The following is a 16,959-nucleotide window of genomic DNA, read 5'->3' as shown; positions in this document are numbered from 1 at the left end:
CGTCGAGATCGGTATGAGGTGTGCATGACCGGGCAACGGCAAGTCGACTCCGTCGATCGGACGGACCTGTCGTGACCCGGGCGAACCGGGCGTCCGGCGCCCGTGCCCGGCAGCGCGGAAAGTCGCTGCCGCAACTGCTGTCCGTGGCGGTGGAATCCAACCCCGGTGGCCTCGCGCTGTCGTGGGACGACGGCGTGTCCGCGCCGGTGCGGTGGACCTATGCCGAGCTCGACGAACGTTCCAACCGGCTGGCGCGGCTGCTGATCGCCCGCGGCGTCGGCCCCGAGGACGTGGTGGCCGTCGGCATTCCACGGTCGCCGGAATCGGTGCTGGCGATGTGGGCGGTGACCAAGGCGGGCGCGGCGTTCCTGCCGGTCGACCCGAACTATCCGGCTGCCCGGGTGAGCCACATGCTGGCCGATTCCGGCGCGGTGCTCGGTGTCGCGGTCGGTGCCGCGGTGGATCGGTTGCCCGGTGGGCTCGAGTGGATGTGTCTCGACGACGAGCGCGTGCGCCGCGCCACCGACGATCACGCGGGCGACCCGGTGACCTTCGCCGACCGGGTGCGTCCGCTGCGGCTGCAGCACCCCGCCTACGTGGTATACACCTCCGGCTCCACGGGCCTGCCAAAGGGCGTGGTGGTGACGCATTCCGGGCTGGCCGGATACTGCGCCGAACAGCGCGCGCACTACGGGATCGAACCATCTTCGCGCACAATGCATTTCGCGTCGCCCTCGTTCGACGGCGCGGTGCTGGAACTGCTGATGGCGGTGGGTGCCGGGGCCACGATGGTGCTGGTGCCCGCGGGCATTCTCGGCGGCGCCGAGCTGGCCGAGGTGCTGCGCCGCGAAGCCGTCACCCACATGTTCATCACCACGGCCGCGCTGGCCTCGCTCGATCCGGCCGGGCTCGACGCACTGGCCGTGGTCACCACCGGAGGCGAGGCGTGCCCGCCGGATCTGATCCGACGCTGGGCAGGCGATTCGCGTCGGTTCCACGACTGCTACGGGCCGACCGAGACCACCATCGTGACCAATATCAGCGCGCCGCTGGTGGTCGGCGACACGATGAACATCGGGGCGCCGCTGCGCGGGGTGACCGAGTACGTGCTCGACGAGCGCCTGGTTCGGGTGCCCGACGGCATGATCGGCGAGCTGTACATCGCGGGCAACGGGCTGGCGCGTGGCTATCACCGGCAGCCGGGTCTGACGGCGTCGCGCTTCGTGGTCGATCCCTTCGCCGGGACCGACGGTCGGATGTACCGCACCGGTGACCTGGTGCGCAGGCGCCCGGACGGTGCGATCGAGTTCGTTGGTCGCAACGACTTCCAGGTGAAGGTGCGTGGGTTCCGGATCGAGCTGGGTGAGATCGACACCGTGCTCACCGCGCACGACGCCGTCGACTTCGCGGTGACCCTCGGCCATGAGCTCGACAACGGCACCACGATTCTCGCCGCCTACGTGCATGCGGCCCCCGGTGCGGTGATCGACACCGAGGCGTTGTTCGCGCACGCCAAGGCGGGTCTGCCCGCACACATGGTGCCCACCGCGCTGACCGTGCTCGACACGATCCCGTTGACGCCCGTCGGCAAGCTCGATCGGGCCGCACTGCCCGCTCCCACCCTGCGCGCCGAAGAGTTCCGTGCGCCGACGGGTGCGATGGAAGAGCTTGTGGCGCAGATATTCACCGAGCTGCTGTCCCCGGAGAACCCCGTCGGCGCCGATGACGACTTCTTCGCGCTCGGCGGGAATTCGCTGCTCGCCACGCAGGCCGCGGCCCGCCTCGGGGCGGAGCTCTCGGCGCGGGTGCCCGCTGGTCATCTCTTCGAAAGTCCCACTGTCGCGGGGCTTGCCGCGCTGCTCGAACCGTTGAAGGGCGCGGGCGGTCACGCCCCGTTGGTGCCACGAGAACGTCCCGAGCTGATCCCGCTCTCGCCCGCGCAGCAGCGGATGTGGTTCCTCAACCAGTTCGATCCGAGTTCCACGGCCGAGACGATCCCGTTCGCCCTCCGCCTGTCCGGACCGTTCGACGCGCGCGCGCTGTATGCCGCGCTGTCGGATCTGGTGGGTCGGCACGAATCCCTGCGTACCTGGTACCCGGTCTACAACGCCGATGCGGCCGAGCGAGGGTCGCGTGCCGACGATGCGGGCGCGGTGGTCGACGGTGTCGGCCACCAGGTCGTCCTGCCGATGGCCGATGCGGTACCCGATGTGCTGGTCGACTCGCTCACCGAGGACGACTTGCCGCTGTGGCTGGCGGAATTCGCGAGCACCGGGTTCGACGTCGCCGCGGGTGTGCCGTTCCGGGTGGCCCTGGCCGAGCTCGGCCCGCGCGATCATGTGCTCGCGGTGGCCCTGCACCACATCACCGCCGACGGCGCCTCGGTGGCACCGCTGCTGCGCGATCTACTCGGCGCCTACCTCGCTCGCCGCAACCGTTCGCGACCCAGGTGGCAGCCGCTGCCGGTGCAGTACGCCGACTACACGCTGTGGCATCGTGAACTGCTCGGTGCCGAAGACGACCCGGATTCGGTTGCCGCCGCCCAGATTTCGCACTGGCGTACTGCTTTGGCGGGACTTCCCGACCGGCTCGATCTGCCCACCGATCGGCCCCGACCGCCCGTGTTCACCGGCCGCGGTGCCGAATTCGGGTTCCAGATCCCGGCATCGGTGCACACCGCGCTGGCGGCGCTGGCACAGCGCAGCGGCACCTCCGAATTCATGGTCGTGCACGCGGCTTTCGCGGTATTGCTCGGTCGGGTCGCACACACCGACGACATCGCCATCGGTACCCCCGTGGCCGGGCGCGGTGCCCGTGAACTCGACGATCTGATCGGCATGTTCGTCAACACGCTGGTCCTGCGCTCGCACCTCGACCCGCGCGCGAGCTTCGCCGAACTGCTGCGCGCGACCAAGCGCGCCGACCTCGCGGCCTTCGCCCACGCGGATCTGCCGTTCGAGCGGCTGGTCGAACTGCTCGACCCGGTGCGCTCGCAGGCGCATCACCCGCTGTTCCAGGTGGCGCTGTTCTTCCAGAACCTCGACCTGCCGAGCTTGCGCCTGCCCGGCCTGGACGCTGCGCCGGTCGAATTCGGTGGTGCGGTAGCGCGTTTCGACTTGCAGCTCACCATCGTGCCCGGCGCCGATCCGACCGAACCGATGGCCGCGTCGTTCAACTACGCCACCGATCTGTTCGACGCCGACACCATCGAGACACTGGCCGCCCGGTTCACCCGTCTGCTCGACGCCGTTGCTACCGATGCCGATACCGCTGTCGGCGAGATCGATCTGCTCACCGAGGCCGAGCGCGAGCAGACCCTGGTGAGCTGGAACGACACCGGCCACCCGGTGGCGCCGGAGCCGATTCTCGAGGCGTATCGCCGTGCGGTGCAGATGCATCCGGATGCCACCGCGCTGGTCTACGAGGACACCGAGCTGACCTATCGGCAGTTCGATGAACGCGTGAATTCGCTCGCGCGGGTGCTGATCGAGCAGGGGGTCGGCCCGGAAAGTCTGGTCGGACTGGCTGTCCGGCGCTCGCCCGAATTGGTGATCGGCATGTACGCCGTGCTCACAGCGGGTGGCGCCTATCTGCCGCTCGACCCGGATCATCCGGCCGAGCGCATCGCCTACATCCTCGACACCGCGCGCCCCGCCTGTGTGCTGAGCACCCGCACCGACGCTGTCGCGGTTGCGGACGATATCTCGTTGCTGCTGCTCGACGAACTGGATTTCACCGGCGTACCGGGTGATCCGGTGCTGCCGTCGGAACTGCGCGCACCGCTACACCCGGACAACCCGGCCTACGTCATCTTCACCTCGGGTTCCACCGGCAAGCCCAAGGGTGTCGCGATCTCGCACGCGGCGATCGGCAACCAGCTGGTGTGGATGCTGGCGAAATACCCACTGGTACTGGGTGATGTATACCTGCAGAAGACCGCGACCACCTTCGACGTGTCGCTGTGGGGCTACTTCATGCCGCTGCGCGTCGGCGCGAAACTGGTGCTCGCCACCCCGGACGGACATCGCGACCCCGCCTACCTGATCGACCTGATCGCGCGGCACAGGGTCACCGTCACCGATTTCGTTCCGTCGATGCTCACGATGTTCGCCGCCCAGGCAGCCCATCACGCTGGTCTGGAGTCGCTGCGCGAGGTCTTCGTGATCGGGGAGGCGCTGCCCGCCGAGACGGTCGACGCCATGGCCGCGGTCAGCTCGGCCAGGTTGCACAACCTGTACGGCCCCACCGAGGCGGCCGTCTCGGTGACCTACTGGCCTGCTCGACCGGGTGAACGCTCCGTACCGATCGGCTTGCCGCAGTGGAACTCTCGGGTCTATGTACTCGACGAGCGGTTGCGACCGGTGCCGCCCGGTATCGCGGGTGAGCTGTATCTCGCGGGCGATCAGCTCGCCCGTGGGTATGTCGCGCGACCCGGCCTGACTGCCGATCGCTTCGTCGCCGACCCGTTCGCTGCCGATAGCGGACCGGCGGGCGCGCGGATGTATCGCACCGGTGACCTGGTGGTGTGGCGGCGGCCCGGCGCGAACGCACCCCATCGACTGGACTACCTGGGGCGCATCGACTTCCAGGTGAAGTTCCGTGGTCAGCGGATCGAGCTCGGCGAGATCGAGACCGCGCTGTTGGCGCACGAAACCGTCAGCCAGGCAGTGGCATTGGTCGCCTCGACCGAGCTGGGTGACCAGTTGGTCGCCTACGTGGTGCCGACACCCGGGCACGCCGCACAGCCCGACCGACTACAGGCGATGGTGTCGAAAACCCTTCCGGCCTACATGGTTCCGGCCTCGATTACCGTGCTCGACGCGTTGCCGCTCAACCCCAGCGGCAAGCTCGACCGCAAGGCGCTCCCGGCACCGACCTTCACCACACGGGCCTTCCGCGCGCCGGGCACCGCGCAGGAGCGCCTCGTCGCCGGACTGTTCGGGGAAGTGCTGGGCCGCACCGACATCGGCGCCGACGACGACTTCTTCGCCCTCGGCGGTAACTCCCTGATCGCCACCCGCCTGGTCGCCCGCCTCGGCGCCGCCACCGGCGGTCGGGTGGCCGTGCGCACCCTCTTCGAATCCCCGACCGTCGCCGGGCTCGCCGCCGCCCTCGATCCCGATTCGCCCGCCGAGCCGACCAGCGGCCTCGGCGCCCTGCCCCGCCCCGCCGAGCTGCCACTCTCGCCCGCTCAGCGCCGCATGTGGTTCCTCAACCGCTTCGACCAGGGCGCCGACGACGGAGCCGCCGCCTACAACCTCCCCTTCGCCCTCCGCCTGACCGGCGCCCTCGACGTCGCGGCCCTCACTGTTGCCCTGCGTGACGTGCTGGCTCGCCACGAGGTCCTGCGCACGATCTACCCGGACACTCCCCACGGCCCGATCCAGCGGATCCTGCCGGTCGACGAGGTGGACCTCGGCCTCGCCGTGCACCGTGTCGACCCAGGTGTACCGGGCGACCTCGCTGACGCGACAGCCGCTGGGACCGGACTGATCGAACAGGTGGCGGCGCTCGCGTCGACCGCGTTCGATGTGACCACCGAGGTTCCGCTACGGGTCCGGTTGTTCGACATCACCGGGAGCGGGCCGGACGCGCCCGCGGAGCACGTGCTCGCCGTGGTGGTGCACCACATCGCCGCTGACGCCTCCTCGATGGCCCCGCTCGTGCGCGATGTGACCACCGCCTACCTCGCCCGGGCGGCCGGGCATGCCACGGAGTGGGCGCCACTGCCGGTGCAATACGCCGACTACGCCCTGTGGCAGTTGGACCGGCTCGGTGCCGAGGACGACACGGATTCGGCTGCCGCCGAGCAACTCTCGTTCTGGCGTTCCGAACTCGCCGACCTGCCGGATCTGCTGGAACTGCCCGCCGACTACCCGCGTCCCGCCGTCGCCTCACTCGCGGGTGGGCGGGTGCCGGTGCGCATCGATGCCGACACCCACGCCGCCCTGGCGCGGATCGCACGCGCGAGTGGTGCGACCGTGTTCATGGTGTTGCACACCGCTTTCGCCGTACTGCTGGCCAGGCTGTCGGGCGCCACGGACGTGGCGGTGGGTACTCCCGTCGCCGGGCGTGGTGAGCGTGAACTCGACGATCTGATCGGGATGTTCGTCAACACCGTCGTGCTGCGCACCCGCTACGACGGTGGCGCCACTTTCGCCGATCTGCTCGCCGCGGCGCGCACCAGCGATCTGGCCGCGTTCGCCGCCGCTGATATCCCGTTCGAACGCCTCGTCGAGGTGCTCGATCCGCCGCGCTCCACCGCACGTCATCCGCTGTTCCAGGTGGGTCTTTCGTTCCAGAACGTGGACCGTGCCGAATGGGAACTGCCGGGTCTGCGGATCGCGCCGGTTTCCGCGGAACTCGCTGTGTCGCAATTCGATCTGCACCTGATCGTCGGCGACGGCTACGACGCGGACGGCGCACCCACCGGCATCGAGGGCTTCTTCACCTACGCCACCGATCTCTTCGACGCCGCGACGGTGCGGGCTTTCGCCGACCGCCTCGGCTTGTTGCTCGACGCGGTCGTGCGCGAACCCTCCGTGGTGGTCGGCGATGTCGACCTGCGTACGGATGACGAGCGGGTCTCCGAAATCGTCAGCGGAGCAGCGGATCTCGCAGTCCCCGCCGGCACGCTCGCCGACCTGCCGCTGGTTGCCCGCCCCGAAGCCGTCGCGCTCGTCGCGGATCTGCCAGAGGGCCGCCTCGAACTCACCTACGCCGAGTTCGAGTCGCGGGTGAACAAGCTCGCGCGCCACCTGATCTCGATCGGTGTCGGCCCGGAATCGCTGGTCGCGCTCGCCCTGCCGCGGTCGATCGATCTCGTGGTCGCCATGTACGCGGTGACCAGGTCGGGCGGTGCCTACGTACCCATCGACCCCGACCAGCCCGCCGATCGCACCGACTACATCCTCCACACCGCCGCCCCGATCTGCGTGCTCACCAACGGTTTCCGTACCGACGCCGCGCCGCTGGTCCGGGTCGACCACCCCGTGATCGCCTCCGCCGATCCACGCCCGGTCACCGACGCCGACCGTCGTGCACCGCTGCACCCGGAGAACACCGCCTACGTCATCTTCACCTCCGGCTCCACGGGTCGTCCGAAGGGTGTGGCGGTACCGCACGCGGCCGTGATCAACCAGTTGCAGTGGCTGCGAGGAGAATTCGGCACCGGTGCCGATGATGCCTTCCTGCTGAAGACCCCCGCCACCTTCGACCTGTCGGTCTGGGAGTTCTGGTCCGCCGCCGTCTGCGGTGGTCGCCTGGTGATCGCCGCCCCCGACGGCCACCGCGACCCCGCCTACCTGGACAACCTCATCGCGGACGCGGGCGTGACCACGCTGACCGCGGTGCCGTCCTTGCTCGACGCACTCTCTGGCTACTGGGAGTCGCGCTCGCAGCCGGCGATCGGCACCGAACCCGCCGCATCGCGCAGTCGCCGACCGCTGACCAGCATCCTCGCCATCGGCGAGTCGCTGCCTGCCGCGCTGGCCCAGCGCCTGCTGCGGGCCCTGCCCGACACCCGGATCGACAACCTGTACGGCCCCACCGAGGCGGCCGTCTCGATCACCGACCATCGCGTGACGACGGCCGACGTGCTGACCGTCCCGATCGGCGCCCCCGAATGGAACAGTCGCGTCTACGTCCTCGACGAGCGCCTGCACCCCGTCGCCCCCGGTATCAGGGGCGATCTCTACCTCGGCGGCATCCAGCTCGCTCGCGGCTACCTGCGCAAGGCGGCGCTGACCGCCGAACGCTTCGTGGCCGACCCCTTCGAGCCCGGCGCCCGCATGTACCGCACCGGCGACCTCGTCGCCCGCACACCGGTGACGGACGGTGGCGCTTCGGGTGGCGAGCTGATCTATCTGGGCCGCAGCGACTTCCAGGTGAAGGTCCGCGGGTTCCGGGTCGAGCCCGGTGAGGTCGAAGCTGTGCTGCTCGGGCTGCCCGACGTGACGCAGGCCGCCGTGCTCGTACGCACCGACGCGCACTTCGGTGATCGGCTGGTCGCCTACGTTGTCGGCGATCTCGATGTGGGGCAGGTGAAGTCGGTGCTCGCGGGCAAGCTGCCGACCTATCTGGTGCCCGACGCCTTCGTGGTTCTCGACGAACTGCCCTACACGGTCAACGGCAAGCTGGATCGAAAAGCACTGCCTGCGCCGGTATTCGAGGCGGCCACCTTCCGCGCGCCCGCTACGCCCACCGAACAGGTGGTCGCGGAGGTCTACGGCGACATCCTCGGTGTCGGCTCGGTCGGCGCCGACGATGACTTCTTCGCACTGGGCGGCAACTCGCTCCTCGCCACCAGGGCCGCGGCTCGGATCGGGTCCGCGCTCGACCGCGTGGTCGGCGTCCGGTTGCTGTTCGAGGCACCAACGGTGGCCGATCTCGCCCTGCGCGTGCACCGGGCCGACGATGCCACCGCGCCGCGCCTGCTCGCCGGCCCGCGCCCGCAGCGAGTGCCGTTGTCGCTGGCCCAGCAGCGGATGTGGCTGCTCAACCGCCTCGACCCCGACGCGAGTGTCTACAACATCCCGGCCGCGATCCGCCTCACCGGCGCCCTCGACCTGCCCGCCCTCAGCCTCGCGGTGGCCGACCTGTTCGCCCGCCACGAGGTACTGCGCACCCGCTATCCGGCGCGTGGGGACGTGCCGTTCCAGGATGTGCTCGCGCCCGACGCGATGCACCTCGATCTGACCCCGGTACCGGTCACCGACGACAACCTCGCCGACGAGGTGCGACAGACCGTCGCCACCGGTTTCGACGTCACCGCCGAGCCGCCGGTCCGACTCCGCCTGCTGCGCCTCGGCGCCGATGACCACGTCCTCGTGTTCGTCGCGCACCACATCAGCGCCGACGGTTTCTCGATGGGCCCGCTCACCCGCGACCTCGTCCTGGCCTACACCGCGCGCACCGCGGGCGCACCGCCCGCGTGGTCGCCACTGCCGCTGCAATACGCCGACTACGCGGTGTGGCAACGAGATTCGCTCGGCGACGAAGCGGACCCCACCTCCACCGCCGCGACCCAGCTGGCCTACTGGCGTGACGAACTCGCCGGACTGCCCGAGGAAATCGCGCTGCCCGCCGACCGCCCGCGCCCGGCGGTGCAGTCGTTCGCAGGCGCTACCAGCACCTTCGAGATCGACGCCGCACTGCATGCCGAACTCGCCGGGCTGGCCCGCGCGCAGGGGGTCACGGTGTTCATGGTCGTGCAGGCCGCGCTCGCGGTGCTGCTCGCCAGGCTCAGCGGCACCGATGACATCGCCATCGGCACCCCGATCGCGGGCCGCGGCGCCCGTGAGCTCGACGATCTGGTCGGCATGTTCGTCAACACCTTGGTGCTGCGGAGCCGGATCACCGAGAGCGCGCCGTTCACCGCACTGCTGACGCAGACCCGCGACACCGATCTGCGCGCCTTCGCCCACGCGGATATTCCGTTCGAGCGGGTGGTCGACGCGATCCAGCCCGCGAGGTCGGCGGGCAGGCATCCGCTGTTCCAGGTGGCGCTGTCGTTCGAGAACCTCGCCCCGGTCGCCTTCGAACTGCCGGGAATCTCGGTGGGCGCGCTGGATGCCCGCACCGCCGAGGCCAAGTTCGACCTGTTGCTCACCGTGCGCGAGCAGCAGGACAACGGCGGCATGCACGCCGAATTCACCTATGCCACAGATTTGTTCGACGCGAAGACAGTGCGTAGCTTCGGTGCGCGGTTCGCCCGTCTGCTCGCCGCGGTGGCCGCCGACCCCGACCTCGCCGTCGGCGATATCGCCCTGCTCGACCCCGCTGAGCTCCGCGCGCACACCACCTTCGCGGGCCCGGCGGCCGAGCCCGCGCGCACCCTGGCCCAATTGATGGACGACGCGGTGCGCGCCAATCCGACCGGCATCGCGCTGCGCGGCGACGGTCGCGGATTCACTTACACCGAACTCGACGCCGCTGCCAACCAGCTGGCCCGGGGACTTATCGCGCGCGGCGCTGGTCCGGAAGTCGCTGTCGCCGTGGCTATTCGGCGCTCGGTGGAATCGGTGCTCGCGGTCTGGGCGATCGCGCGCACCGGCGCGGTGATCGTGCCGATCGACCCCGCATATCCCGCCGAGCGGATCAGCCACATGGTCACCGACTCGGGCGCGGTCTTCGGCATCACCCTCGCCGCCGAACTCGCCGGGCTGCCCACACTGCCCGGCGACGGCAGCTGGGTCGCGCTCGACGATCGGGCGTTCACCGCCGAGGTCGCCGTGTGCGCGACCGTGAGCCTGCGCGAGATCGAACTGCTGGCACCGCCGAACACCGGCAATGCCGCGTACATGATCTACACCTCCGGCTCGACCGGCCTGCCCAAGGGCGTTGTCGTGACCCACGCCGGACTCGCCAACTTCTGTGCCGAGCAGAAGCAGCGCTACAACCTCGACTCCGCGACGCGCGCACTGGCTTTCGCCTCACCGTCGTTCGACGCGTCCATGCTGGAACTGCTGCTCGCCGTCGGTGGCGCGGGCACCCTCGTGGTGGCGCCCGCCGGGTTCGTCGGCGGCACCGAACTCGCCGAACTGATCCGCACCGAGGGCGTCACCCACACCTTCCTGACCCCCTCGGTCCTTGCCACCTTGGATCCCGACGGTGTCCCCGGACTACGCGCCCTGATCGTCGGCGGCGAGCACGTGCCCGCCGACCTGGCCGCCCGCTGGAACACGCTGCCCCAACGGCACTTCCACAATGGTTACGGCCCCACCGAAACCACCATCATGACCACCATCAGCGACGCACTGCACCCCGGCGGCCCCGTTCACATGGGCGGCCCGATCCGCGGCATCCGCGCGCTGATCCTCGACGAACGCCTACGCCCGGTCCCCGAAGGCGTCACCGGTGAGCTCTACCTCGGCGGCATCCAACTCGCCCGCGGCTACCACCAGCGCCCCGCGCTGACCGCGTCGCGCTTCATCGCGGACCCCTTCGCCACCGACCTCGCTCGCCTCTATCGCACCGGTGACCTCGTTCGTCGGCGCGGTGATGTCCTGGAGTTCGTGGGCCGCAACGACTTCCAGGTCAAGATTCGTGGTCTGCGCATCGAGCTCGGCGAGATCGACGCCGTGCTGGCCGCCGCACCCGGCGTCGCCTGGGTCGCCACGCTCGGCCGCGACAACGGCACCGGCTCGACCATGCTGGTGTCCTACGTCACGGCCGAACCGGATCGGTACCTCGACACCGCCGAACTCACCGCGCGTGCCGCACAGCGGCTGCCCGGCTACATGGTGCCCGCCGCGATCATCGTCCTCGACGAGATCCCGCTGACCCCCGTCGGCAAGCTGGACCGTCGCGCGCTGCCGGACCCGGTCGCCGTCCGCAGCGAATACCGGCCGCCACACACCGCCGCCGAGATGACCATCGCGCGGGTGATCGCCGATGTCCTCGGCCGCGATCGGGTGGGGCTGGACGACGATTTCTTCGCCCTCGGCGGCGACAGCATCACCGCCATCCAGGTGGTGTCGCGGGCAGGCTCGGCCGGCGTGGTCCTGCGCCCGCGCGATCTGTTCGACGCGCGCACCGTCGTCGCGCTCGCCGAACGCGCCGACGTGACCGTCGAACCGAGCGCGCCGTCCGACTCGCTCCCGCTCACCGCGACCGCCGCCCAGCTCATCGAAGTGGGGGAGGCCGCGGTCGAGCCGCGTGCGGTGCTGCTCGAGGTACCGGCCGAGTGCCCGGACGAGTCCGTCGCCGCCGTCGCGGCCGCGGTGATGAACCAGCACCCGATGCTGTGGGCGCTGCTCGACCGCACCGGCGACACTCCGGTCCTGCGCATCCCGCCGCCCGACGAACGCATCGGCGGCGCCTTCCGCAGGCTCGACACCGAAGACGGTGAGTCCTCGCTGCCCATCGACGACATCGTCGCCGCCGCGGCCGCCGCCCTCGACCCGGACGAGGGCCGCAACATCCACTTCATCCTCACCGGCGACGCCGAAGGCTCGGCGACGCTGATCGTCGTCGCGAATGCCCTTGTCCTGGACGCGAGTTCATGGCGCGCGGTGATCGACCAGCTGACCTCGGCATGGAGCCGCGGCCGCCACGCCGCCCCCGCCGCCCCCGATGCCGGACTCGGCGACCTGGTACGCCGCCTCGCCGCCTACCCGGCCACCGCAGCCGCGCGCACCGAACGTGCGTACTGGCACCGCGCGATCCGTTCCAGGGCAGGCGAATCCGTCGATCTGGGCCAGCGCAACCGGGTCTCGCTGAGCATCACCGGCGAGGGCACCACCGCGGTGCGTACGGTCGCCGAGGCCTACCGCGCCACCGTCGAAGAGGTGCTGGTCACCGCCGCCGCGCTGGCCCTGCACACCGCGGCCGACACCGTCGCGGCGCGGGCGATCGGCACGGTGGTGCGACTGCGCGCCGACCAGCGCCTGCTCGGCCGACCCGATGCCGAGAACGTGGTCGGCGGGTTCACCACCGACTACCCGCTCGCTCTGCGGCTGGACGGGATCGATGTGGCCGACGCGCTCGTCGGCGGTCCGGCTGCGGGCATGGCACTGGCGCAGATCAAGGAATTGCGCCGCGCGGTCCCCGCCCACGGCGCCGGTTTCGGACTGCTCCGCTACCTCGACACCGAGACCTCCGACAGCGTCCGCACCCTGGACCGCGGCCGCTTCGCGGTGCGTCTGCGCGACCTGCGCCCGGCGCGCGTCCACACCGACGTCGCCGCCGACGATCTCGCGCTGGTACTCACCGTCGACGCCACCGTCGACGGCTTGGTCGCCCGATTCGACTATGGCACCGCCGTTCTCACCGCGGACGCCGTCAAAGCCTTCGCCGAACACTGGATCCGCGCACTCGGCGGCCTCGCCGAACACGGATTGCGGCCAGGTGCCGGCGGCTTCACACCGTCGGACTTCCCGCTGGTGCGCCTGGGACAGACCGAACTGACACGCCTGGTCCGCCGCTACCCGCTGCTCAGCGACGTGTGGCCGGTGACCCCGCTGCAGTCGGGCATGTTGTTCCACGCCCTGCTCGCGGAGAACTCGGTCGATCCCTACATCACCCAGTTCGTCCTCGACCTCGACCCGGCCGTGGACGACGAGCGACTACACGAGGCGGCACAAGCCGTCCTCGACCGGCACGACAACCTGCGCGTCGCCTTCGCCACCGACGCCGCGGGCACCCCGCTGCAGGTGGTGCTCGACGACATCGACGTGCCGTGGCAGGTCATCGACGCAGACGCCGCCGCCTACCAGCGCATTCGCGCCGCCGACCTGGCCGCACACTTCGACATGGCCGCCGCCCCGCTGCTGCGCTTCACCCTGGTGCGCACGGCGCAGACCGCGCACCTGCTCGTGACCAGCCATCACATCCTGATCGACGGCTGGTCGACGCCGCTGCTGCTGCAGGAACTGCTCACCGCGTACATGGTCGGCGGTCGCAGCAGGCGCCTGCCGAAGGTCGCGCCCTATCGCGACTACCTGGCCTGGCTCGTCGACCAGGATCTCGAAGCCGCCAGGGCCGCCTGGCGCACCGCGCTCACCGGCCTGGCCGAGCCGACGCCGCTCGCCCCCGTCGATCAGGGGCGCGAGATCGCCACGGGCACAGGCGAAACCGGCTTCGCGCTCTCGACCGCCGACACCACGGCGCTGAGCGAGCTGGCCGCGAGCCTCGGTGTCACGGTGAACACCGTGGTCCAGGCGGCATGGGGGCTGCTCATCGCACGGCTGGTGGATCGTGACGACGTGGTGTTCGGCGCCACCGTCTCCGGCAGGCCCGCCGAGCTCGACGGTGTGGAGCGGATGGTCGGGCTGTTCCTCAACGCGATTCCCGTCCGGGTGCGGTTGCATCCCGGCGATACCGTCGCCGAACTGCTGCGCAGGCTGCAGGACGAGCAGGCCGCGCTGCTCGATCACCACTACCTGGGTCTCGGTGAGATCCAGGAGATCGCGGGCATCGACTCGCTGTTCGATTCGCTCGTCGTCTTCGAGTCGTTCCCGGTCGACCGCGAGGCGCTCGCGCAGGCCGCGTCGGGGTCGGCCGCGGTCACCGGGATGGACGCCGCCAACGGCACGCACTACCCGCTGACCGTGCAGGTGGTCGCCGATGGGCAGCTGCGGGTATCGGTGAAGTACCTGCGCGATGTGTTCGGTGAGGACACCGCACATGCCATGGCGCAACGCTTTTCGATGTTGCTCGCGCGATTCACCGCCACCCCGCAGGCCAGGATCGCCGAGATCGATGTACTGCTCGCGGAGGAACGCGCGACCCTGGCGGCGATCAATGCCACCGATGCGCCCGAACTGCTCGACGAGGCGACCCTGCTGTCGCTGTTCGACGCGCAGGTCACGCGCACACCGCACGCCACCGCACTGGTCGACGGTGAAACCGCCTACACCTACGCGGAATTCGACGAACGCGTCCGAAAGGTGGCCACCGCGCTTCGCGCACGGGGCGCCGGACCGGAGAAGCTCGTCGCGGTCGCGATGCGGCGCGGAATCGACCTGGTGACCGCGATCTACGCGGTGCTGCGGGCCGGTGCGGCGTACGTGCCGGTCGACCCGGACCATCCGGCCGAACGGACCGAGCGGGTGCTGGCCGCGGCCGCGCCGATCTGCGTCCTGGCCGCCGCCGGTTTCACGACCACCTCGGACATCCCGGTCGTCGACATAGCGGATCTCGGTGGCGAAGCAGCGGATATCGCGCTGCCGAAGGCGGGAAATCTCGCCTACGTCATCCACACCTCCGGGTCCACCGGAAAGCCCAAGGGCGTCATGCTGACCCACGGTCAGCTGGTCAACCAGTTCCGCTGGGCGCAGCGCACCTACCCGCACGGCCCCGGCGACGTGGTCCTGCACAAGACCCCGGTCACCTTCGATATCTCCACCTGGGAGTTGTTGTGGCCGTTGCACACCGGCGCCACCGTGGTGATCGCCGCCCCCGACGGTCACCGTGACCCCGCCTACCTGGCGTCTGTGATCGCCGAACGTGCCGTCACCACCGTGCATTTCGTGCCGTCCATGCTGGATGCTTTCCTCGCCGAGCGCAGCGTCGGCGAATTCCCGTCGCTGCGAAAGGTATTCGCCGCGGGCGAGGCGCTGTCGTCTGCGACGGCTCGCCGGTTCGCTCAGGTGCTGCCCACGGCGACGCTGGTGAACTGGTACGGGCCCGCCGAAGCCACCGTGGTGACCGCGGTGGAGGTCGAAGCAGTTGCCGCCGTGGGTATTCCGATCGGCACACCGGTCGCCAACACTCGCGTCCACGTGCTCGATCGCCACTTGCGACCGGTTCCGCTCGGCGCCGCAGGAGAGCTGTACCTGGAAGGCGTGCAGTTGGCCCGCGGCTACCTCGGCGCTCCCACCCTCACGGCCGAACGCTTCGTCGCCCATCCCGGGGGTGGCAGGCTCTATCGCACCGGCGACATCGTGCGCTGGACCGCCGACGAGACCCTGGAATACCTGGGCCGCAGCGACTTCCAGGTGAAGCTGCGCGGGCAGCGCATCGAACTAGGCGAAGTCGAGGCGGTCCTGCGTGACCATCACAGCGTCCGGCACGCTGCTGTCGCGCTGGTCCACGGCCCGACGGGCGATCGTCTGGTCGGCTACCTGGTACCGGCCGAGACACCGAGCAGTGCCACCACTGCCGTGTTCGATGACGCGGCTCTGCTCGCCCACGCGCGGGCCGCGCTCCCGTCCTACATGGTTCCGGCGACCTTGGTGACTCTGAATTCGTTGCCGCTCAACGCCAGCGGCAAGCTCGACCGCAACGCCCTGCCCGTCCCCGCCTTCACCACCCGCGCCTACCGCCCGCCGACCACGCCGTTGCAGCGCGCCGTCGCCGAGGTGTACGCGGAGGTGCTCGGTGCGGGCAAGGTCGGCCTCGACGACGACTTCTTCGAACTCGGCGGCAACTCCCTGATCGCCACCAAGGCCATCAGCCGCTTGCGCACCAGGGTCGGCGCCGAGGTGCGGGTGCAGTGGTTCTTCACCGATGCCACCGTCGCCGCCCTGGCCGACCGCATCGACGCCACCCAGTCCGCCGCAGGCGACTACGACCTCACCTCCGACCTGGAATCCGACGACGCACTCGGCGTCCTGCTCGCCATCCGCAACCGCGTACCGCACGGCACCGAGGCAGGCGGAGCGCTGTTCTGCATCCACCCGATGTACGGGCTGTCCTGGTGCTATGCGGGTCTGGCGCAATACATTCCGGCCCGTCGCCCGATCTTCGGCGTGCAGTCGCCCGCCTTGAGCGAGGCGGGCTACCTGCCTGGCACGCTCGCCGAGATGGCGCGCCGCTACGCGACCGAGATCAGGACCCAGCAGCCGCACGGGCCGTACCGGCTGATGGGCTGGTCGCTCGGCGGTGTGCTCGCCCATGCGGTCGCCACCGAATTGCAGGCGGCGGGGGAGCAGGTGTCGTTGCTGGCGATGCTGGATTCGCATCCCGATATCGATGTCCCCGATTTCCACACCGCGGTCCGCGACGCGCTCGCCGAACTCGGTGTCGACATCAGCGCCGCGCTGCCCGCCGCGGGAGTGCGTGAACTCAGCGAGGACGCGCTGGCCGCACTGCACGCGATCATCCCCGCCAACATGGCCGTGCTCACCCCGGAACGAGTGCGCCGGATCTATCGCAGCGCGGTGCGCTCGGCCGAGCTGATCGCCGAGCACCGGCCCGCGGTGTTCCGCGGCAGGCTCGAATACTTCAGCGCGCTCGGACACGAGGCGGCGGCGGCCAATTGGGCTCCGTATGTCGACGGCGCGGTGCGTGATCGACCGGTCGCGGTGGTGCATGATCAGATGACCTCGCCACAGGCACTGGCCGAGATCGGTCCGCGACTCGCGGAACTGCTGGATGCCGGTGACCGCGCGGCGGGGGCGCGGTGACTTTTACGCCGGAGCGTGGTGACTTGTACGCCGGGGCGTGATGACATCAACGATGCCGGTGAGGCATGATGTGACCGCGCTGTTGTAACGATTTACCCCTGTTGTAACT

General features: G+C 70.1%; 1 protein-coding gene. It reads left to right on the top strand.

Annotation, left to right across the window (positions count from 1 at the left end; translation table 11 throughout):
• Window positions 1-71: 71 nt before the first annotated feature.
• Window positions 72-16,850 carry an amino acid adenylation domain-containing protein gene (locus ACLJPD_RS19995; protein ID WP_410874020.1) on the top strand — a complete coding sequence of 5,593 codons (16,779 nt, stop codon included), beginning with the start codon at window positions 72-74 and terminating at the stop codon, window positions 16,848-16,850.
• Window positions 16,851-16,959: the final 109 nt, after the last annotated feature.

This window comes from Nocardia sp. A7 (genome assembly GCF_046549215.1).
In the GTDB taxonomy this organism is placed as follows: domain Bacteria; phylum Actinomycetota; class Actinomycetes; order Mycobacteriales; family Mycobacteriaceae; genus Nocardia.
The sequence above is the reverse complement of the archived record's forward strand: the minus strand, read 5'-3'. Positions and strand labels throughout refer to the sequence as shown.